Source organism: Streptomyces sp. NPDC005898 (assembly GCF_040629635.1).
Lineage (GTDB): Bacteria > Actinomycetota > Actinomycetes > Streptomycetales > Streptomycetaceae > Streptomyces.
This window is the reverse complement of the sequence record NZ_JBEXWC010000001.1, coordinates 409,584-428,835: the sequence shown is the minus strand read 5'-3', so window position 1 is coordinate 428,835 and position 19,252 is coordinate 409,584. Positions and strand designations below refer to the sequence as shown.

Sequence of the window (19,252 nt, the reverse complement as noted above, 5' to 3'; positions counted from 1 at the left end):
GGAATACACCGCCGGAATGACGGATCCGTGGTCGCTGATTTCCTTGTGGCGGACATTGCGCATGTGCCGGGGCGTATGTCCGGTCTCCTTGAAGCTGATTCCACGGCGAACGCCGTGCTCCGCTACGAGGCTTTCGATTTCGTCCGCAATCGCTGTTTTGACACGGTCGGGCGCGAGGAAGGGCAGTGTGGTGAATCCGCGCTGGAGGAAATCGCGGCGCGCACCCTCCAGGCGGTGTTCCTCGACATTCCTGACCAGGTGTTCCGAGAGGGACTGAACGAGGCCCCCGATCCGCTCGTCCGGTCGCATGACCAGCTCCCCACGTAGTCGGCAGGAGGTGTGCTCACTTCGGCCTATTTCAAAGACGGAAGCCTACCCGGTCACTGTGTGGGTGCCAAAGAAAGGGATGTGTTCCAGCCAGCCGGCGGGGAAGTCAGGTGCGCTTCGCTGTACAGATCACCCGGGATATGACGATCCGATTTACATGATTCGGCAGGACTGTTGTGGCCTTGTTCTTGACGCAGTGATTCTTTTTGTCATGCTCGGCGGTCCGGTTAATCCGGCCGCCTGTCCGGCCCGCCCGATCCGCGGGCGGCGGGCCGGATCGAGGCGCCGGCCCCGCGCGAGGGACTGGTGGGCATCCGGTGGCCTGAGGGTAGGGTCACCCGGGTGACAACGCATTCGAACACTCCTGCAGGCTGGTACCCGGACCCCCAGGGCGACCCCCAGCAGCTCCGCTGGTGGGACGGCTCCCAGTGGACCCAGCACACCAACCCGGCCCAGCAGGTACCGCAGCAGCCGCAGGCCCCGCAGGCCCCGCAGGCCCCGCAGGGTCAGTTCGGCGGGCCGCAGGGCCAGTTCGGCCACGCGCCGGCCCAGCCGCAGGCCGCGCCGGTGGCGCCCCCTGCCGCCGACCCCGCGAAGGTGCAGCGCCAGGTCCAGCACCAGGCCGGCGTCGCGCCGTCCGCACAGGGCGGCGGCACGCTGTTCACGGAGCCGGTTCTGGTGGTGAACCAGAAGGCCAAGCTCATCGAGCTGACCAACGAGTACAGCGTCATGGACCAGTCGGGCAACACGCTCGGCACGGTCGTGCAGGTGGGCCAGAGCACGCTGAAGAAGGTCGCGCGCTTCGTCTCCAGCCTCGACCAGTACATGACCCACAAGCTGGAGATCCGCGACGCGCACGGCCGGCCGCAGATGCTGCTGACCCGCCCGGCGAAGTTCATGAAGTCACGGGTGATCGTCGAGCGCGCGGACGGGCAGCCGATCGGCGAGATCGTCCAGCAGAACATGATCGGCAAGATCAACTTCGCGATGATGGTCAACGGCCAGCGGGTCGGCGCCATCAAGGCGGAGAACTGGCGCGCCTGGAACTTCGCGATCGTCGACCACGCGGACAACGAGGTCGCCCGGATCACGAAGACCTGGGAAGGTCTCGCCAAGACCATGTTCACCACCGCGGACAACTACGTCCTGCAGATCCACTACCAGCTGCCCGAGCCGCTCCTGAGCCTCGTGGTGGCGACGGCCCTGACGGTCGACACGGCCCTCAAGCAGGACGCCCGCGGCTTCGGGTGACCCGGCCGCTCGGCTGCTCGGCCGCCGGGCCGATGAACGAGAACGGCGTCGGCCGCACCCTCACCAGGGGGTGCGGCCGACGCCGTTCCCGCGTCCGTACGACGCCGTTCCCGCGTCCGTACGACGCCGTTCCGGCGTCCGTACGACCTCGTCAGGGCCGGGACAGCCGCAGCGCCGCCGGTTCCACGGCCGGCGAGGGGATCGACGGCAGGTAGTCGGGTGTCGCCGGTTCGTCCCCGGGCAGCCGCGGGGAGCGGGTGAGCACCAGGACCCCGTACGCCGCCACCGCCGCGCCCGCCACCGCGAGCAGGAGCCCGCCGGCCCCGCCCCGCAGCCGCTCGCCCAGCAGCGCGACGCCGATGACGGAGGCCGCCAGCGGGTTGGACAGGGTCACCACGGCGAGCGGCGCGCCGAGGCCGCCCCGGTAGGCGGTCTGCGAGAGCAGCAGCCCGCCGGCGGCGAAGGCGGCGACCAGCAGCGCCACGACGATCACCTGCGGGCTGAGCAGCGGGCCCGAGCGGTCGGTCACGGCGACCGTCACGGTCTGCGTGAGCGCCGAGGCGACGCCGGAGGCGAAACCGGACGCGGTCGCGTGCCGCAGTCCCGGCCGGGCCCCCGGGCGTGAGAGCAACCCGATGACCGCCATGGTGGCGGCCGACACGACCAGCGCCTCGGGCACCGTGAGGGTGTCGTCCGGCGCCGGACCCGAAGCGGTCAGGAGCAGCGCGCCGAGGCCCATCAGCGTGAGGCCGGTGCCGCGCCACTCCAGGCGGGTGACCCGGCGTCCGGCGAGCCGCGCGCCGAGGGGCACGGCGGCGACCAGGGTGAGCGCCCCCAGCGGCTGGACCAGGGTGAGCGGCCCGTACTTCAACGCGGCCACGTGCAGCAGGGCGGCGGCCGCGTTGAGCCCGACCGAGGACCACCAGACGCCGCTCGCGAGCATCCGCAGCGCGCCGCTCTCCCCCTCGGCGACCCGGGAGGCGAGCCGCTCCTGGGCCACGGCCGCGGCGGCGTAGGCGCCCGCCGAGACGAGGGAGAGGACGACGGCGACGAGGGTGGCGCTCATCGGTGGACCCCCGAGACGGTCAGCGCGGGTGCGGCGGGTGCGGCGGGTGCGGCGGGTGCGGCGGGTGGGGTGACAGAGCCCGGCCGGGGATCTGCTGCGGGCCGGGCCCCGGAACGCCGTACGACGAGCGACGGAGTCGGGCGCGGCAGCCGGATCACCGCGAGGGCCACGCCGAGCAGGGCGCTCGCGGCGATCGCGTCGAGCCAGTAGTGGTTCGCGGTGCCGACGATCACGAGGAGCGTCAGCAGCGGGTGCAGCAGCCACAGCCAGCGCCACCGCGTCGACGTCGCGACGATCATGCCGATGGCGAGCATCAGCGCCCACCCGAAGTGCAGGGAGGGCATGGCCGCGAACTGGTTGGCCATGGTGTCCGTCGCGGGCTTGGCGGCGTACACCGAAGGCCCGTAGACCTGCGCGGTGTCCATGAGGTGCGCGGCGGCCAGCATCCGGGGCGGCGCGAGCGGGAAGCCGAGGTGCAGCACGAGCGCGGCCGCGGTCAGCGCGGCAAGGACCCGCCGGGTCCAGACGTAGTGCCGGGGGCGGCGCGCGTAGAGCCAGACCAGGAAGAGCAGCGTGGCCGGGAAGTGCACGGTCGCGTAGTAGGTGTTCGCGACGTGGATCAGCGTCTCGCTGCTCAGCAGCGCGTCCTGCACGCCGCCCTCACCGGGCAGGCGCAGGGCCCGCTCGGCGTCCCACACGCGGTGCGCGTTGCGGAACGCCTCGCCGGTGTGGCCGTTGGCGAGCTGCCTGCCGAATTTGTAGACGAGAAAGAGTCCTGCGACGAGGAGGAGCTCGCGGACGAGGGGCGGTCGGGCAGATGTGTCCGGCTTCCGGACGTGTGTGTCCGGCGTCCGGACCATGCTGTCCGGCTCCCGTTCGGCAGGCTCGGTTCGGGATTCCATCCCCCGGCCCCTTTGCGTGATGACTGGGTAGTGCGGTGCCGAGCGGGGGATCGCCCCGCTCATCGATACGCCAGTGTACCGATACGTCGACGTACCGGTACACTGGCGTATCGATGAGGGTCGTTCCAGCCGGACCGGCCGCCGTACCGAGGGGAAGAGTCATGACGTCGACGTCGAGTCGCTCGAAGATCACGCCCGAGCGTGAGCAGGAGTTCTACGACGCCGTCCTCGACCAGCTCCGCGAGTGCGGCTATGAGGCGCTGACCATGGAGGGCGTGGCCGCCCGCACCCGGTGCAGCAAGTCCACGCTCTACCGCCAGTGGAAGACCAAGCCGCAGTTCGTCGCGGCGGCCCTGCGCGCCAACCGCTGCGTGCGCTTCGCGGGCATCGACACCGGCAGCCTCGCCGGCGACCTGCGCGAGGCGGCCCGCGCCGCGGGGGAGCAGTCGGGGCGGGACACGATGCTGGTCCAGGCGCTCAGCCACGCGGTCCTGCAGGACGTGGACCTGCGCCGGGTGCTGCGCGAGACCCTGGTCGAACCGGAGCTCCAGGCCATGGACGCGATCATCCGGCGCGGCGTCGAGCGCGGCGAGATCGCCGAGGGCCACCCGGCGGTGGAGTTCCTCACGGTGCAGCTGTTCGGCGTGCTGCGGGCGCGGCCCATCATCGAGGGCGCCCACGCCGACGAGGAGTATCTGAGCCGGTTCGTCGAGGCCTGCGTGCTGCCCGCGCTCGGCCTCACCTGATCGTGGGCCCGAGTCCGTGGGATGACGGGACTCGGGCCTGCCCGCGCCGCACCGTGGGGACGGGGGCGGCGCGCACCCCCGGGCCGGACGGGGTTCCTCGTGAGCGGCGAGGAACCCCGCCCGGCCCTTTGGGTCCGTGCGCCGGGCCGCGGACCGCGCTCAGACCTCCTGTCCGGCTCCCGCTCCGCCCTCACCGGTGGGACCGGCCTTGATGCCCTTGGCGATCTGGTCCATGACGGACGGCGAGGGGGCCTTGGGGTTGACGTCGATGCCCATGCGGATGACGACGAGCTTCGACTTGTCGGCGGGGGAGGGGAAGGCGAGCGATTCGACGTAGCCGTCGTCGCTCTTCTCCGTGACGGCCTTCCAGCGGACGTAGTAGCCCTTCTGGCCCGCCACGGTGATCGACTCGGACGCCAGGACCTTGTGCGAGGTGATCCGGCCGTAGGTCTTGCCGCCGTACCCTTCGTTGGCGTTGCTCTTGATGTCCGCCTTGGCGACCGCCTCGGGCGTCTTGCCGTCGAGGTGCAGGCGCTCGGCGGTCTGGGAGTACGCGCTGCCGCGGGTGCACTGCTCCTCGGCGTTCCCGGGACAGGGGAGCGGGGCGGTCTGCACGGCGGCGCCGCGCTCGGTGGTGCCGCCCGTCCAGCCGTCCGGCACCGGTATCTTGATGCCGCTGACGGGGTCGCTCGCGAAGCCCTTCTCCTGGCCCGGCGCGCTCGGCGCCCCGGGGCCCTCGGGGGTCTGCGTCGCCCCGGGCTTGCCGGGCTCCTCGGGGGCGCCGGTCGACGGCTTCCGCGCCGCGGAGCCACCGCCGTCGCCGTCGTCGTCACCGGAGGTCAGCGCGTACACGCCGCCGCCTATCCCGGCGAGGACGACCAGCACCACGCCGACGGCTATCGCCACGCGCAGGCCTCGCCGCGGCGCGGGGGGCTGCCCTGGATACGCCGGGAAGGCCGGCTGAGTCGGATAGGCGTGCGCGTTCTGGGCGGCGCGCACCTGCTCCGTCCACACGTTCCCGTCCCACCAGCGCTCGGTGGGAGGACCGCCGGCGGTCTGGCCGGGGTCGGGGTACCAGCCTGGGGGAGTCATCTGCGTCATGGGCGCCAGAGTATGAGCCCCGCGTGAAAGGGGCATGAGAGGGGCCGGTCGAAAGGCGGCGTCGATGCTGCGCTGCTTGAGGGCGGTGATCGCGCCGCCCGCCATCCGTCGTGGGCACCGACCTCGGCGGGCGGCAGGCGGGGCCCGCAGCGTCTCGCTCAGCGGGGACGCGGGCATCGTCATCGCCACCATCGGATGGGAGGGCCATCCGGTCCGCATCAGCCGGCCGCACGACGCCCATAACCTCGGCGTGGCTCGGGCCGGGGAGGCGGCCGCCTACCGTGTTCCGCCCCCATGTCCGTCGACGACCAACCGCGTCGGGGCCGCCTTCTCCGGGACCGTTTCAGGCCACGGCGTGCCGCGCCGGCCCGGGGTGATCGAGCCCAGCACGCTCGCGTGGCGGGCTCCCGTGCTCGCCGGGACCGTCCCCGGCAGGCCGTGCAGCGTCAGGAAGCCGAGGACGGCGAAGGCGTACGCCTCCTTCGCCGCGGCCGGCAGACCCAGCTCGTCCGAGGTGCGCACCGGCACGCCGACGCCCAACTCCGCCCGCAGGAAGGCCATCAGGGCGGGATTGCGGGTCCCGCCGCCCGAGGCGACGACCTCCGAGGCCCGCACCGAGCGCACGGCGTCGGCGACCGTACGGGCGGTGAGCCGGGTGAGCGTGGCGACGACGTCCTCGGTGGGCAGCGCCTCGTACCCCTTCAACGCCGTACGCAGGTACGGCAGATGGAACAGTTCCTTGCCGGTCGTCTTGGGCGCCGGACGGGCGTAGTACGGCTCGGCGAGGAGGCGGTCCAAGAGGTCCTGGTGGACGGTGCCGCGCAGAGCGATCTCCCCGTCCAGGTCATAGGTGAGGCGGTCGCCCGTCGCCTCGGCGACCACGGCGTCGACCAGGGCGTTGGCGGGGCCCGTGTCGAAGGCCGTGCCGTCGGCGGCGGTGATGTTGGCGATGCCGCCGAGGTTCAGCGCGGCGGGGGTGCCGGGGCGGTCGCGCAGCCACATCCGGTCGACGAGGCTCACCAGGGGCGCGCCCTGGCCGCCCGCGGCGATGTCGCGCGGGCGGAAGTCGGCGACCACGGGCAGCCCCGTCGCCTCGGCGATCCACGCGGGCTGCCCGATCTGCAGGGTGCCGTGCGCCTGCCCGTCCTCCACCCAGTGGTAGACGGTCTGGCCGTGCGAGGCGACCAACCGCGCCTGCCCGTCGCACAGTTCGCGGTCGGCTTCGACGGCGGCGGCGGCGAAGGCGCGGCCGATGGCGGTGTCCAGGCGGCAGATGTCGGCGAGCGTGGTGGGCGCGGGCGGCAGCGCGGCGGCGAGCGAGGCGCGCAGCCCTTCGTCGTAGCCGCGGGTGATCAGCCCGAGGGGGGTGAGCGTCAGCCGGTCCCCGTCGAGGGTCAGATCGGCGGCCGCGGCGTCGATCGCGTCGTACGAGGTCCCTGACATGAGCCCGATCACGCGCACGTGGGGCCTCCTTCTCGGTCGGCTCACCATGGACCTTGATCATCGCATCCCGGGGGAGGGGGGTGCCGCGTCTTCCACGAAAGCGGCGGCGGGGCGCTGGGCTGCTTTCACGGCGGTGCCTGGCCCGGCGGGGCCGTGCGCGCGGGGTGGTGCACGGGGGTGCGCTTCCGGCGCGAAGTCGTTGCGGAGCGCCGTTTCACGCGGACGTCCCCGAGGTCCCGGACGCATGGCGCTCGCCCGCTCGCCCGCTCGCCCGCTCGGCCGCTCGGCCGCTCGGACGTCGGGCGCGGCGGACCTGCGCTTCGCTGCCGTCGACGCGCCCCAGGAGCTTTCTTCCTCCGGCTGGTCGAAGGTTGAGCTCGTCAATGGCGCATGACAGGCTCGTGCCCCATGACTCCTGACTTCGCGAAGGACTACCTGCACAACGATCTGCGAGAGATACGCAAGGCCATCCTTTGGAAGCTCGAGGGGCTCAGTGAGTACGACATCCGTCGCCCGCTGACCGCGACCGGTACCAACCTTCTCGGCCTGGTCAAGCACTTGTCGCTCTGGGAGTCCAGGTACTTCGGCGAAGCCTTCGGCCGACCGTTCCCCGAAGTTCTGGCCCGGTGGGACAACGCCGCTGAGCGCGGTGCCGACATGTGGGCAACGGAGCACGAGACACGCAGAGAGATCATCGACCGTTACCGCCGCGTATGGGAGCACTCAGACGCGACGATCACCGCCCTCCCGATCGACTCCCCCGGCCACGTCCCCTGGTGGCCACGCCCCGACGTCAAGCTGTTCAACATCTTGATCCACGTACTCACCGAGACCAGCCGGCACGCTGGACACGCCGACATCCTGCGTGAACAGCTCGACAACTCGACCGGGACGGCAGCCCAGTACGCGACTCCACAGCACGACGCGGCCTTCTGGGAAGCTCACCGGACGAACATTGAGCGAGCCGCCAAAGCTGCCGCCGAGAAGGACCAGCAGTTGACCTCGCCATAGCCGCTTGGGCCCACGAGCGGGTCACCTTCGCTCGCGCTGGGGGTGTCCCGGTGCGGGACAGCTCATTGAAGTGGCAGGCGCTTCGTCCAGTTGACGCGGGCTTTTACGGGTCGGGCTCACAGAGACTCAGCCTGCGCCTGCGCCCTGGCGCCGCAGAGCCGTCATCAGCTTCCAAAGGCGCGCGGGCTCAGCCCGGAGAACGGGGGCCATCCAGGACGGCTGCGACGCCGTGATCACCCCACCCACGCTGTGATCATTTCACTGTGGCGGAGTGGGGTAGAAGGCCGTCATCCGCCCTCCTCTCCGTCGGCGAGCCGGCGACGCCACCACAGGTCAGAGCGCCACTGCCGCTGATGGGCGAAGGGATCGGGCAGGGTGCGCCCGAGGTATGCGGCGTCCAGGGAGGCCACTTGCCGTTTCAGCTCCACGCGGGGTCGGGCAGGCAGCTCTTGCATGACCTGTTCCAGCACGTCGCGTGCATGTCGCGCGTCGTCGAAGGAACAACCACGACACGAGCAGTGCGCGTATCGCGGGTACAGAGGGCCACGTCCCTGCGGTGCCAGGAACTCTTGATACCGCCGCAACGCGCGTTCAGTAGCACCGGGATAGATGTAGTAGTCGGCGGAAAGCGACTCCACCCGATGTATCGCAAGGCTGGTGCGGCCAGAGAGCCCTTGGATCCGATCCGGGGACAGATCCTCCCAGATACGAAAGCCACATTGTTCGGCGCGCAGGGCGCCCGGCCGTCTACGCGGCATCGGCCTTTCGGTATGCGGTCATGGACGTCATCATGCCAGGCCTCTACCCTTGCCACCGCCCCGGCCACAATAGCGGGACAAGTCTTCGACCAGTTTTTTAGCCGGTCGACGCAGGCAAGAGAGTTCGCACGGAGCTGAGTGCCAGCTCTCAATCTTCATGCGACACGCCGAGGTCGTGGCGCATAGCGGTTCTCATGGTTCGGAGCATCTCCCAGACCTCGTACTGGGCCTGGGCCGCGGTCTCCGTCGTTTCGCCTGGCGCAGGGGCGTCTCGTTCAAGGCACTTGACCTGGCCGTAGACCTTGTTCAGGGCTTGGTTGACGACACTCGCTCGTATGAGTACTTCTTCGGGGGCGATCATCTGTGCTTCGGAGTATCGATCGCGATGCGCGTTCTTCGCCTCCTCAAGTGCGTCGCTGTCGGCCTCCTCCACGCCGCGTTCCCTCATGACGTGCAGGTGGCGGTTGAGTGAGGTGGTGAACTGCCGGGCATCTCGGTTGAGTTCCACATAACAGGTGCGTCGCAGCGAACGGTTCTCGCGGGCCTCCTCATGGCTTCGAACGAGCTCTATCTCTCGGCGCTTCGCTCGTTCGGAACCGCGTTGGGTGAGTAGCGCCCCTCCCAAGGTTCCGGCGACGCCTGCGACAGCGATGATCACTGAGCTGAGATCCACCGACATACCCCCATGAACTTCTTCAGCCTCGTGCCGGTGCACATGACCCAGGCCGTTAAGTTTGCCGCTCCTCGGTGCACCGGGGTTTGGTGCCCTTCTTCCGGTAACAACCTCACATCCGCTGAACTGCAAAAACGCTGATCAAGTTCGAGCTGTGTTCGACCTCGTACCTTCAATGCCAAGCTAAGCTCCTGTGCCCATGGAGATGGGGGAGTCGGACCGCGCGCGGCGGGTATGGCGGGACGGGCTGGTCGGGCGTCGTGCAGCCGTGGCTCTGCTGGCCGGGGCGGCGGGGCTGGTCGTTCTGGGCACTGTGTTCGTCCTGCTGCCCGGTGTGGTGGTCGACCACGATCTCGCCGGGGCGCGCGTCGCCGCACAGGATCGGCTGAAGGCCGTGAATGATGTCCGTACGACGCTTCTGCAGGTGATCGGCGGCCTGGTCGTGCTCTTCGGCGCGTTTGCCACCTGGCGGCAACTGCGGGTGAGCCAGGAGGGGTTGCGCGCCACCCAAGAGGGTTACGTCACCGACCGATTCAGCCGGGCCGTCGACCAGCTCGGCAGCGACAAGCTGGATGTGCGCATCGGCGGGTTGCACGCGCTGTGGCGGATCGCCGAGCAGTCCGCCCGCGACCGGGAGGCCATCATCTCCATCCAGGCCGCCTATCTGCGCACGCACCTGCCCTGGCCGCCCACCGGGCCGGAATCACCGGCGGCGGACGTGCCCATCAACGACATCGCACCCCTGGAGACTCGCGCCGCCGACGCGCAGGTGGCGCTGACCGCGCTCGGCGTGCTGTGCCGGCACCGGGAGCAGTCCTGGGTCAATCTCAGCATCACCGACTTGCGCCGGGCCGACTGCGACGGACTCTGGTTCCCCGAGGTCAACTTCGACCGCGCCTGCCTGGAGGCCGCAGGCCTGTACCACGCCAACCTGACCCAAACGTCCCTGGTCTCGGTCAACCTGCGGCACGCCGACCTCACGACGGCGATCCTCCGGCGGGCTCGCTGTGTTCTGGCCGACCTGCGGGGCGCGAAGCTGGTCGAAACCGACTTGGGTGACGCCGACTTCACCGAGGCCGACCTGCGCGAGGCGAACCTGCGCAAGGCCGTCGCCCACGGCGCGGTCTTCCAACGCGCCGATCTCCGCATGGCCGACTTGCGAGGCACCGACTTGAGCTCCGCCAACCTTGCCGAGGCGCGCCTGACCGACGCCATGGCCAGTGAGCGCACCCGTTGGCCCGCCGACTTCGACCACACGGCCGCCGGAGTCGTCGACACCGATGACCCCGGCCCCGAGCCCTCGCCCCTGCTCCAGCCCCCGGGGATGACGTGGCAGGCGGCGCCGCTCCGGTTCACTCCCTGACCGCGAGGCCCGCCGGGCGAGCGCCCCGCTTCCGCGCCGGCCGAGCGCCGTACGTCCGGGCCGGCAGCCGTCACTCGGCGAGGACCTGTCGCCGCCATACCTCCGGCCCTCCCCACGCCCCCCGCAACGCACGCGCCTTCGTGAGCCACAGGGAGAGGTCGAACTCGGCGGTGTAGCCGATGGCCCCGTGCAATTGGAGGGCCGCGCGAGCGGCGCCGTACGCCGCGTCGCCCGCGGCCACCTTGGCGGCGGCGACATCCGCCGGCGCCATGGTCGACGCGGCGCCGAGCACCAGCGGCCGGGCGAACTCCAGGCGCACCAAGACATCCGCGAGGCGGTGCTTGACGGCCTGGAAAGCCCCGATCGGCGTCCCGAACTGCGTGCGCTGCTTCACGTAGGCCACGGTCCTGTCCAGCAGCGCGAGTCCGACGCCGAGCGCCTGCGCGGCCGTGGCGAGCGCCGCCCACTGCGTCGCGTGCCGCGCGGCCGCCGCCACGGCCGCTCCGTGGGCGAGCAGTTCACCACCGGGCAGCGGGGCGGCCAGGCGGCGGACGGGATCGAGGGACTGACGTACGCGCGCGTGCCCGGGAGCGAGCCGCAACTCGTCGCCGACCACGGCCAGGATCACGCTCGCCGCCTCCGCGTCCAGGGCGTACGGGCTCCCTTCCGGGAGAGTCAGCGTCGCGTTCAGCGCACCGGAGGCGAACGCGGGCAGGAACCGCCCGGCTGGCCCCGGCTCGCCCTGTTCCGCCAAGCGGGTGAGCAGCGCCGCCGCGGCTACCGTCTCGACGGCCGGCCCCGGCACGGCGTGCCGCCCCAACTCCAGGAAAGCGACGGCGGTTTCGACGGGCAGCGGGCCCACCCCGTCGTACGTCTGCGGAACCGGCAGTGCGAAGACGCCCATGTCCGCGAGCCGCGCCCACAGCGCGCGCCCCGGCCCGAGATCGCCTGCGCCCCACGCGCGCGCGGCCGTCACGATGTCGGACGCCGCCAGCATCGCGTTCAGGGAGCGCGCGAACTCCCGCTGCTCCGCGTCCAGGAGGAACCTCATCAGCGGCGCCCCTTCGGCAGACCGAGCAGCCGCTCGGCGATGATGTCGCGCTGGATCTCGTTCGTGCCCGCGTAGATGGGGCCGGCGAGCGAGAAGACGTACCCCTCTAACCAGTCCGTGCCGTCCGTCAGTTCCCCCTCCGGGCCCAGCAGGTCGAGCGCCGTCTCGTGCAGAGCGATGTCGTACTCCGACCAGAAGACCTTGTTGAGGCTGGACTCGGCGCCGACGGCCTCCCCGGCCGCGATGCGCGACGCGCTGGCCCAGGTGAACAACTCGTAGGCGCGCGCGCCGATGACGGCGTCGGCGACACGGTCGCGGAGCGCGGTGTCCGAGGGGTCGCCGCGCGCCCGCCAGTCCCGCACCAGGCGGTCCGCCGAGGCGAGGAAACGGCCGGGGGAGCGCAGGGTCAGACCGCGTTCGTTGCCGGTGGCCGACATGGCGATACGCCAGCCCTGGCCCGGCTCACCGATCACGTCCTCGTCCGGCACGAAGACGTCGTCGAGGAAGAGTTCGGCGAAGGCGGGCTTGCCGTCCAGGCGACCGACGGGACGGATCGTCACGCCGTCGGCGTCGAGCGGGAACATCAGGTAGGTCAGCCCATGGTGCGGCTTGGCCGGAACGCCGCCCGTTTTCCCCGTGGCCTCGGCACCGGTCTTTCCCGTGCCCTCGCCGCCGGTCTTGCCCGCGGTCTCGGCACCGGCCTTCCCCTTGGCCTGGGCACCGGCCTTCCCCTTGGCCTCGGCACCGGCCTCGGCACCCGCCTTCCCCGTGGCCTCAGCCTCGGCCTCACCCCCGGCACCGGCCTCATCGACGCCACTGCCGGCACCGCCGACGCCGGCCGTGTATATGCCCCCACTCGCACCGCCGATACCCGGCTCCCCGCCGCGACCAGTCTGGCCGGCAGCGCTGGCCGTGTGGGCGGCACCTGCCCCGGCGGGGTCCCCAGGCCGACTGACGATGCTGGCCGTGCCAACGGCGCCCGTCCCGCCGACGGCACCGCCCGTGCCGCTACCACCCGGGCCCGCCCCGGCGCCGTCCGGACCGGTGCGGAACAATCCGAACGCGCGGTCCGCGAACGCCGCCCGCGACGACCACGTCTTCTGGCCGCGCAGCAGCCAACCGCCCGCCACCCGCCGCGCGGTGGAGCGCAGGGACGCGAGGTCCGAGCCGGCCTCCGGCTCCGACCACGCCTGCGCCCAGATCACCTCGCCGCTCGCCATGGCGGGCAGCACCCGTGCCCGCTGCTCGGCGGTGCCGAAGTCGAAGAGCGTCGGCGCGAGCAGATGGATGCCGTTCTGCGAGACGCGGCCCGGCGCCCCCGCCGCGTAGTACTCCTCCTCGAACACCAGCCACTTGACGATGTCGACGCCCTGCCCGCCGTACTCCTCGGGCCAGGACACCGCCGACCAGCGGTCGGCCGCCAGCTCGCGCTCCCACTCCCGGTGGGCCGCGAAGCCCTCCGCGGTCTCCAGGGAGGGGAGGGGCACGGCCGGCACATGCGCCGCGAGCCAGTCGCGCGCCCGCCGCCTGAACTCCTCTTCCCCGGCGGTGAAGTCGAGATCCATCAGCCCCCACTCTCCCTGACAACCCGCTCTTCCCTAACAAGTGTTTGGTAGGTTACCTTGTGGGGAGACTCGAGTCGAGGGAAATGTCCTGGCACCACAGCCGCACCGGAAAAGGGGGGAGCCGCTCATGGTCGACGCACCCGTGTCCTCGCCGGGCCACGATCTGCTCGCGGGTCGCACCGCGGTGATCACGGCTGCCGCCGGAGCGGGCATCGGCGGCGCCACCGCCCGCCGCTTCCTGGAGGAGGGGGCGCGCGTCGTCATAGGCGACGCCCACGCACGCCGCACCAAGGAGTCCGTCGCGGCACTCGCGGCGGAGTTCGGCGCCGACCGGATCGACGGCATCCCGTGCGACGTCACCGACGAGGCGCAGGTACAGAGCCTGTTCGACCTGGCCGAGCGGGCCCACGGCCGCCTGGACATCGTGGTGAACAACGCCGGACTGGGGGGCACGGCACAGCTCACGGACATGACCGACGAGCAGTGGACCAGGGTCATCGACGTGACACTGAACGGCACCTTCCGTTGCCTACGGGCCGCCCTGCGCCGGATACGGGCCGGCGCGGGGGACGGCGACGGCACCCGCCCCGCCGGAGCGATCGTGAACAACGCCTCGGTGCTCGGCTGGCGCGCCCAGGCGGGCCAGGCGCACTACGCCGCGGCGAAGGCCGGCGTCATGGCCCTCACCCGCTGCGCCGCGATCGAGGCCGCCCCCCACGGCATCCGGGTCAACGCGGTCGCGCCGAGCCTCGCCCTCCACCCCCATCTGGCGAAGGTGACCACCCCGGAGCTCCTGGAGGAACTGACCGCGCGCGAGGCGTTCGGGCGGTACGCGCAGCCCTGGGAGATAGCCAACGTCATCGTCTTCCTGGCCAGCGGCTACTCCTCGTACATGACGGGCGAGACAGTCTCGGTCAGCAGCCAGCACGCGTAGGCGCAGAATGGCCGTGTGTCGAAACCGAAACAGAGCACCAACGCACGACAGCAGAGCGCCGACGCGGCACAGCAGAACACCGACGCGGCACAGCAGAACACCGATGCGGAACAGCAGAACACCGACGCGGAACAGCACGGCACCGACGCTCGACCGCAGGGCACCGGGGCGCGCCGGCAGGGCACCGGGGCGGGTCCGCAGCGCCTGGCCAAGAAGAAGACCCAGGTGAGTCCCTCGCCCGAGCGGCGCCGCGAGCTGCTCGGCATCGCCGCCGACGTCTTCGCCGAGCAGGGGTACAACGCCACCACGGTCCGCAAGATCGCCGACGCCGCGGGCATGCTCGCCGGCAGTCTCTATTACCACTTCGATTCGAAGGAGTCGATGCTCGAAGAGATCCTCCGCACCTTCCTGACCGAGCTGTGGGACGGGTACGACTCCGTGCTCGGGGCCCGGCTCGACCCCCGCTCGACCCTCGAAGCGCTCGTGACCGAGTCCTTCAGGGAGATCGACCGGCACCGCGCCGCCGTCGCGATCTACCAGAAGGAGTCCAGGCACCTGGTCGCCCAGCAGCGCTTCCAGTACCTGTCCGACTCGCAGCAGCGCTTCGAGAAGGCCTGGCTGACGACGCTGGAGCGAGGTGTCGCGGAAGGCGCCTTCCGCGACGACCTGGACATCCGGCTCGCCTACCGCTTCGTGCGCGACACCGTCTGGGTGGCCGCGTCCTGGTACCGCCCCGGTGGCGGCCACAGCCCCGAGGAGATCGCCCGCCAGTACCTGTCGATGGTCCTGGACGGCATCTCCGTACGCACCTGAGCGGCGCGTTGCCACGCGGCGCCGCCCGACCGAGGAGTACGCAGTCATGGCCGACGCCTACATCGTCGAAGCGGTCCGCACCCCCGTCGGCAGGCGCGGGGGAGGCCTCGCCCGGGTCCACCCCGCCGACCTGGGCGCCCACGTCCTCAACGCCCTGATGGAGCGCACCGGCGTCGACCCGGCCGCCGTCGAGGACGTCGTGTTCGGCTGCCTGGACACGGTGGGACCCCAGGCCGGGGACATCGCCCGCACCAGCTGGCTCGCCGCCGGGCTCCCCGAAGAGGTGCCCGGCGTGACCGTCGACCGGCAGTGCGGATCGTCCCAGCAGGCCGTGCACTTCGCGGCCCAGGGCGTCCTGTCCGGCACCCAGGGCCTCGTCGTCGCGGGCGGCACGCAGAACATGTCGATGATCCCCATCGCCTACGCGTCCCGGCAGGCCGCCGAACCGCTCGGCCTCACCGAAGGCCCCTACGCCGGCAGCGAGGGCTGGCGCGCCCGCTACGGCGACCTGCCGGTGAACCAGTTCCACGGCGCCCAGGCGATCGCCGAGAAGTGGGGGATATCCCGCCGCGACATGGAGGAGTTCGCGCTCCGCTCCCACCGGCGGGCGATCCGCGCCATCGACGAGGGCCGCTTCGTACGCGAACTCATCGCGTACGGCGACGTCAGCACCGAGGAGGGCCCGCGCCGCGACACCACCCCGGAGAAGATGGCGGCCCTGAAACCCGTCGTGGACGGCGGCACCATCACCGCCGCCTGCTCCTCCCAGGTCTCCGACGGCGCGGCAGCCATGCTGCTCGCGAGCGAACGGGCCCTGCGCGTCCACGGATTGACGCCCCGCGCTCGGATCCACCACCTCTCCGTGCGGGGCGAGGACCCCATCCGGATGCTGTCCGCGCCGATCCCCGCCACCGCGTACGCGCTCCAGAAGACCGGCATGAGCATCGACGACATCGACCTCGTGGAGATCAACGAAGCGTTCGCGCCGGTCGTCCTCGCCTGGCTCGGGGAGACCGGGGCCGACCCGGAGAAGGTCAACGTCAACGGCGGCGCGATCGCCCTCGGTCACCCCCTCGGCGCGACGGGGGCGAAGCTGATGACGACGCTCTTGCACGAACTGGAGCGCACGGGCGGCCGGTTCGGCCTCCAGACGATGTGCGAGGGCGGCGGACAGGCCAACGTGACGATCATCGAACGCCTCTGACCGCCCCGCCCGTCCCCGCCGGACCACTCGGGTCCGCACTCCCGGAAAAGTCCGCCGGGCCGCCGGGGCCGGCATCCCGCTCACCCCTTGTGGGAGTACCTGGGCCGACCGTGCTCCACAGCGGCCCCGACCCGGCTAGTCTCGACTCCTGTACGTCGATTGAGCGACCCCGGGAGGTAGCGCGATGACGCAGGGACGGCCCGGCGGAGCCGCCTGGACCCCGCTCTGGGAGCGCGACGCCGAGATCGCCACGGCGACCAAGGCCGTCGAGCGGCTCTGCGCGGACGCCGCGAGCGCGGGCGGCCTGCTCGTCTTCAGCGGCGAGGCCGGCATCGGCAAGACCGCGCTCCTCGCCGAGGTGCGGCGCATCGCGGAGGACCACGGTGCCACCGTCTGGACCGCGCGCGGCGGCGAGGCGGTCACCTCCGTCCCCTTCAACGTCGTGCGCCAGCTCCTACAGCCCGTCCTGATCGCGATCTCCGACGAGGAGACCCGCGAATACCTCGGCGACTGGTACGACATCGCGGGCCCTGCCCTCGGCATCGTCCAGCCCGGCGGACGCCAGGTCGACCCCCAGGGCGTGTGCGACGGCCTCGTCGAAACGGTCGCACGCCTCGCGCAGCTCAAGTGGCCGCTCGTCCTCGTCGTCGACGACGCGCACTGGGCCGACCAGGAGACCCTGCAGTGGCTGGTCGCCTTCGCCCGCCGCCTGGACGAGCTGCCCGTCCTCGTCGTCATCGCGCACCGCCCCGGCGACACCACCGTCCAGAGCCTGCGCCAGCTGGCCTCGGCCGGCGCGTCGGCCCGCTCGTTCAGCACCCTGCGCGCGCTCACCCCCGACGCCGCCGCGGGCCTGACCCGCGCCACCCTCGGCGAGCACGCCGACGAGCCCTTCTGCCGCGAGGTGTGGGCGGTCACCGGCGGCAATCCGTACGAGTCCGTCGAACTGCTCGCCAAGGTGCAGGACGCCGAACTGGAACCGGTGGAGAGCTCCGCGGACGCGCTGCGCGCCCTCAACCGCTCGGCCAAGGGCCACGGCCTCGTCGCCCGGCTCGAGGAGCTGGGCACCGACGCCACCCGCTTCGCCTGGGCGGTAGCCATTCTCGGCACCGCCACCCCCCTTGACATGGCCGCCGGCCTCGCCGCCATGCCCCGTGAGACCGCCGAACGCTGCACGGAACGGCTCTGCGCCGCACGCATCCTGCTCCGCGACGCGGACACCCTGGAGTTCGTCCACCCCCAGATCGCGAGCACCATCTACCGCTCGATCCCCGCCGCCACCCGCACCGCCCTGCACGGCGTGGCCGCCGAGGTGCTCACCCGGGAGGGCCGGAGCGCGGCGGCCGCCTCCCGGCACCTGCTGGAGGTCCACCCCGAGGACGACCCCAACATGGTCGAGCAGCTGCGCCGGGCCGCCGCCGAACACCTCGCGGTCGGCGCGCCCGAGGCGGCCCGCCGCTGCCTGGAGCGGGCCCTGCGGGAGCCGCCGCTGCCCGAGATCCACGCGCGCGTGCTCTACGAACTGGGTTGCGCCACCCTCCTCACCTCGCCCGTCACCACCATCGGGCACCTGCGCGACGCGCTCTCCATGCGCGGCCTCGACCAGGAGCTGCGCGTCGACGCGGTCTGCCGGCTCTCCCAGGCGCTCGTCCACAACGACCAGCTCGGAGAGGGCCTGCGGGCCATCGACGAGGAGGCGGAGCGGCTCGCCCAAGGGCCCTTGAAGCTGCGCCTGCAAGCCGTGCGCTACATGTGGGAGGGCATCCACGCCGGGGAGAAGGACTCACCGGGGCGCTCGCGGCGGCTGGCCGCACTCGCCGGACCCCTCACCGGCCGGGACAACTCCGAGCGGGCCCTGCTGATCCTGCGGGCCTTCGACGCCATGACCCGCGGCGAGAACGCCGAACTGGTCGTCGAGCTGTGCGACCGTGCCCTCGTCAACGGCCGCCTGGCACCGGGCCTCGGCTGGACCGACACGGAGTGGAGCTTCGAACTCCGGCTGATGCTCGGCGGTTCCTATGCCTTCGCGGACCGGCTCGACCGTGCGGAGAGCCTGTTCACCGAAGCCGTGTGCGTCTACGAGACGGCGGGCTGGAGCGGCGGACACCTCGCCCTGGCCCACGCCTTCCTCGGCTACGTCCATCGCAGACGCGGCCGACTGGTCGACGCCGAGCGCTCCCTGCGGGAGAGCCTGCGCCTCGCGGACCGCGTCGGCGAGGGCCTGCCCATGCACTGGGAGGCGGCAAGCATGCTCATCGACACCCTGCTGGCGCGCGGCCACACCGAGGAGGCGGGCGCCGTCGCCGACCGCTACGGCTTCGCGCCGCCCTCCGCCTCCACGATCTACGTGCCCGACGCCATGTCCGTACGCGGCAGACTGCTGCTCGCCCGCGGACGCACGCGCGAGGGACTGGACGTCCTGGAAGCGACGGGGAAGGCGCTCACCGCGCGCGGACAGTACAACACCGTCCTCGCGCCCTGGGCCTACGACCTCGCCCGCGCCCTGGCCCACGACGACCCCGAGCGCGCCGGGCGCCTCGTCTCGGACGCCCGCACGCAGGCCGAGCGATTCGGCACGGACACCGCGATCGGCGAGGCCCTGCGGTGCGCCGCCGCCCTGGAGAGCGGACCGCGCTCCATCGAGCTGCTCCGCAAGGCCGTCACCTACCTGGAGGCCTCACCCTGTGCCTACGAACACGCGGTCGCCCGCGTCGAGTACGGCATCGCGACCGGTTCCGCACCCGAGCTGGAGCGGGGCCTGACCCTGGCCCGCAGCTGCGGGGCGGACGGCCTCACCGACCGAGCACTGGACCACCTGTCCCCGGCGCGACGCTGACGCCGAGTCTGACGCCGGGTCGCGTGGCGGTGAGGCCGGGCCGCGCGACCCCTGACGCCGGGCAGCGCGGGGCCGAGGCCGAGCCACGCAGCGCGGTAAGGCCACGGGGCGTGGCCCGGGGCCTCACCGTTGACGCCGAGCCGCCCGGCGCCATGGCCCCACCCCCACCCCCACCCCCGCCACCCGGGCGGCCCACAGGCGGCCCCCA

General features: G+C 71.9%; 17 protein-coding genes and 2 pseudogenes. 10 read left to right on the top strand and 9 right to left on the bottom strand.

Annotated features, from left to right (window positions below):
• Positions 1-27: 27 nt before the first annotated feature.
• Both ABZ385_RS01670 and ABZ385_RS01665 read left to right on the top strand, forming a co-directional pair.
• Complete coding sequence (locus ABZ385_RS01670) at positions 28-327, top strand: hypothetical protein (RefSeq protein ID WP_358586552.1); 300 nt, start codon at positions 28-30, stop codon at positions 325-327.
• A 342-nt stretch (positions 328-669) separates the two neighbouring features.
• Positions 670-1,578, top strand: a complete 909-nt coding sequence (locus ABZ385_RS01665) for a phospholipid scramblase-related protein (protein WP_358586554.1) — start codon at positions 670-672, stop codon at positions 1,576-1,578.
• A gap of 151 nt (positions 1,579-1,729) precedes the next feature.
• On the opposite strand, the gene ABZ385_RS01660 is transcribed toward ABZ385_RS01665, so the two are convergent.
• A complete protein-coding gene (locus ABZ385_RS01660) occupies positions 1,730-2,644 on the bottom strand; it encodes a DMT family transporter (protein ID WP_358909067.1) in 915 nt (304 codons plus the stop codon).
• Positions 2,641-3,504 carry a phosphatase PAP2 family protein gene (locus tag ABZ385_RS01655; protein WP_358909303.1) on the bottom strand — a complete coding sequence of 288 codons (864 nt, stop codon included), beginning with the start codon at positions 3,502-3,504 and terminating at the stop codon, positions 2,641-2,643. Before ABZ385_RS01655 ends, ABZ385_RS01660 begins: the two co-directional genes overlap by 4 nt.
• A gap of 203 nt (positions 3,505-3,707) precedes the next feature.
• Here ABZ385_RS01655 and ABZ385_RS01650 point away from each other — a divergent pair, with 203 nt between their 5' ends.
• Positions 3,708-4,292 carry a TetR/AcrR family transcriptional regulator gene (locus ABZ385_RS01650; RefSeq protein ID WP_358588845.1) on the top strand — a complete coding sequence of 195 codons (585 nt, stop codon included), beginning with the start codon at positions 3,708-3,710 and terminating at the stop codon, positions 4,290-4,292.
• Positions 4,293-4,451: 159 nt separating this feature from the next.
• Here the strand turns inward: ABZ385_RS01650 and ABZ385_RS01645 are convergent, their stop codons facing one another.
• Together ABZ385_RS01645 and ABZ385_RS01640 are read right to left on the bottom strand one after the other, a co-directional pair.
• Positions 4,452-5,393 (bottom strand): DUF2510 domain-containing protein, encoded by a 942-nt coding sequence (locus ABZ385_RS01645; protein ID WP_358909065.1) that lies wholly within the window; start codon positions 5,391-5,393, stop codon positions 4,452-4,454.
• A gap of 276 nt (positions 5,394-5,669) precedes the next feature.
• A complete protein-coding gene (locus ABZ385_RS01640) occupies positions 5,670-6,854 on the bottom strand; it encodes an anhydro-N-acetylmuramic acid kinase (RefSeq protein WP_358909063.1) in 1,185 nt (394 codons plus the stop codon).
• 226 nt (positions 6,855-7,080) lie between these two features.
• On the opposite strand from ABZ385_RS01640, the gene ABZ385_RS01635 reads away from it, so the two are divergent.
• Positions 7,081-7,230 carry a hypothetical protein gene (locus tag ABZ385_RS01635; protein ID WP_358909061.1) on the top strand — a complete coding sequence of 50 codons (150 nt, stop codon included), beginning with the start codon at positions 7,081-7,083 and terminating at the stop codon, positions 7,228-7,230.
• A gap of 14 nt (positions 7,231-7,244) precedes the next feature.
• Positions 7,245-7,847, top strand: coding sequence for a DinB family protein (locus ABZ385_RS01630; protein WP_358588852.1), 603 nt, complete (start codon positions 7,245-7,247; stop codon positions 7,845-7,847).
• A gap of 287 nt (positions 7,848-8,134) precedes the next feature.
• On the opposite strand, the gene ABZ385_RS01625 is transcribed toward ABZ385_RS01630, so the two are convergent.
• Both ABZ385_RS01625 and ABZ385_RS01620 read right to left on the bottom strand, forming a co-directional pair.
• Positions 8,135-8,302, bottom strand: coding sequence for a hypothetical protein (locus tag ABZ385_RS01625; protein WP_358588855.1), 168 nt, complete (start codon positions 8,300-8,302; stop codon positions 8,135-8,137).
• A gap of 451 nt (positions 8,303-8,753) precedes the next feature.
• Complete coding sequence (locus tag ABZ385_RS01620; RefSeq protein WP_358909059.1) at positions 8,754-9,284, bottom strand: hypothetical protein; 531 nt, start codon at positions 9,282-9,284, stop codon at positions 8,754-8,756.
• 193 nt (positions 9,285-9,477) lie between these two features.
• Here ABZ385_RS01620 and ABZ385_RS01615 point away from each other — a divergent pair, with 193 nt between their 5' ends.
• Complete coding sequence (locus ABZ385_RS01615; RefSeq protein ID WP_358909057.1) at positions 9,478-10,641, top strand: pentapeptide repeat-containing protein; 1,164 nt, start codon at positions 9,478-9,480, stop codon at positions 10,639-10,641.
• Between the two features lie 70 nt (positions 10,642-10,711).
• Here ABZ385_RS01615 and ABZ385_RS01610 read toward each other — a convergent pair whose 3' ends face one another.
• From ABZ385_RS01610 to ABZ385_RS01600, 3 genes and pseudogenes are all read right to left on the bottom strand, one after another.
• Positions 10,712-11,692, bottom strand: coding sequence for an acyl-CoA dehydrogenase family protein (locus ABZ385_RS01610; protein WP_358909055.1), 981 nt, complete (start codon positions 11,690-11,692; stop codon positions 10,712-10,714).
• A pseudogene (locus ABZ385_RS01605) lies at positions 11,692-12,291 on the bottom strand (acyl-CoA dehydrogenase family protein); the annotation flags it as partial. The gene ABZ385_RS01610 and the pseudogene ABZ385_RS01605, both read right to left, overlap by 1 nt.
• Before the next feature lie 435 nt (positions 12,292-12,726).
• A pseudogene (locus ABZ385_RS01600) lies at positions 12,727-13,257 on the bottom strand (acyl-CoA dehydrogenase family protein); the annotation flags it as partial.
• Between the two features lie 127 nt (positions 13,258-13,384).
• On the opposite strand from ABZ385_RS01600, the gene ABZ385_RS01595 reads away from it, so the two are divergent.
• The 4 genes from ABZ385_RS01595 to ABZ385_RS01580 all read left to right on the top strand — a co-directional run bounded on the left by ABZ385_RS01595 (position 13,385) and on the right by ABZ385_RS01580 (position 19,044).
• The gene (locus ABZ385_RS01595) at positions 13,385-14,191 is read left to right on the top strand and encodes an SDR family oxidoreductase (RefSeq protein WP_358909053.1); all 807 of its coding nucleotides are present in this window, start codon (positions 13,385-13,387) and stop codon (positions 14,189-14,191) included.
• A gap of 204 nt (positions 14,192-14,395) precedes the next feature.
• Positions 14,396-15,004 (top strand): TetR/AcrR family transcriptional regulator, encoded by a 609-nt coding sequence (locus ABZ385_RS01590; RefSeq protein WP_358909301.1) that lies wholly within the window; start codon positions 14,396-14,398, stop codon positions 15,002-15,004.
• 46 nt (positions 15,005-15,050) lie between these two features.
• Positions 15,051-16,208, top strand: coding sequence for an acetyl-CoA C-acetyltransferase (locus tag ABZ385_RS01585; protein ID WP_358909051.1), 1,158 nt, complete (start codon positions 15,051-15,053; stop codon positions 16,206-16,208).
• Positions 16,209-16,392: 184 nt separating this feature from the next.
• Positions 16,393-19,044, top strand: a complete 2,652-nt coding sequence (locus ABZ385_RS01580) for an AAA family ATPase (RefSeq protein WP_358909049.1) — start codon at positions 16,393-16,395, stop codon at positions 19,042-19,044.
• Positions 19,045-19,252: the final 208 nt, after the last annotated feature.

What these genes read in the sequence shown, in the direction of transcription:
- ABZ385_RS01660 (WP_358909067.1), bottom strand. Translation starts at nt 2,644, where the DNA reads ATGAGCGCCACCCTCGTCGCCGTCGTCCTCTCCCTCGTCTCGGCGGGC.
- ABZ385_RS01655 (WP_358909303.1), bottom strand. Translation starts at nt 3,504, where the DNA reads ATGGTCCGGACGCCGGACACACACGTCCGGAAGCCGGACACATCTGCC.
- ABZ385_RS01650 (WP_358588845.1), top strand. Translation starts at nt 3,708, where the DNA reads ATGACGTCGACGTCGAGTCGCTCGAAGATCACGCCCGAGCGTGAGCAG.
- ABZ385_RS01645 (WP_358909065.1), bottom strand. Translation starts at nt 5,393, where the DNA reads ATGACGCAGATGACTCCCCCAGGCTGGTACCCCGACCCCGGCCAGACC.
- ABZ385_RS01635 (WP_358909061.1), top strand. Translation starts at nt 7,081, where the DNA reads ATGGCGCTCGCCCGCTCGCCCGCTCGCCCGCTCGGCCGCTCGGCCGCT.
- ABZ385_RS01630 (WP_358588852.1), top strand. Translation starts at nt 7,245, where the DNA reads ATGACTCCTGACTTCGCGAAGGACTACCTGCACAACGATCTGCGAGAG.
- ABZ385_RS01625 (WP_358588855.1), bottom strand. Translation starts at nt 8,302, where the DNA reads ATGCAAGAGCTGCCTGCCCGACCCCGCGTGGAGCTGAAACGGCAAGTG.
- ABZ385_RS01620 (WP_358909059.1), bottom strand. Translation starts at nt 9,284, where the DNA reads ATGTCGGTGGATCTCAGCTCAGTGATCATCGCTGTCGCAGGCGTCGCC.
- ABZ385_RS01615 (WP_358909057.1), top strand. Translation starts at nt 9,478, where the DNA reads ATGGAGATGGGGGAGTCGGACCGCGCGCGGCGGGTATGGCGGGACGGG.
- ABZ385_RS01610 (WP_358909055.1), bottom strand. Translation starts at nt 11,692, where the DNA reads ATGAGGTTCCTCCTGGACGCGGAGCAGCGGGAGTTCGCGCGCTCCCTG.
- ABZ385_RS01595 (WP_358909053.1), top strand. Translation starts at nt 13,385, where the DNA reads ATGGTCGACGCACCCGTGTCCTCGCCGGGCCACGATCTGCTCGCGGGT.
- ABZ385_RS01585 (WP_358909051.1), top strand. Translation starts at nt 15,051, where the DNA reads ATGGCCGACGCCTACATCGTCGAAGCGGTCCGCACCCCCGTCGGCAGG.
- ABZ385_RS01580 (WP_358909049.1), top strand. Translation starts at nt 16,393, where the DNA reads ATGACGCAGGGACGGCCCGGCGGAGCCGCCTGGACCCCGCTCTGGGAG.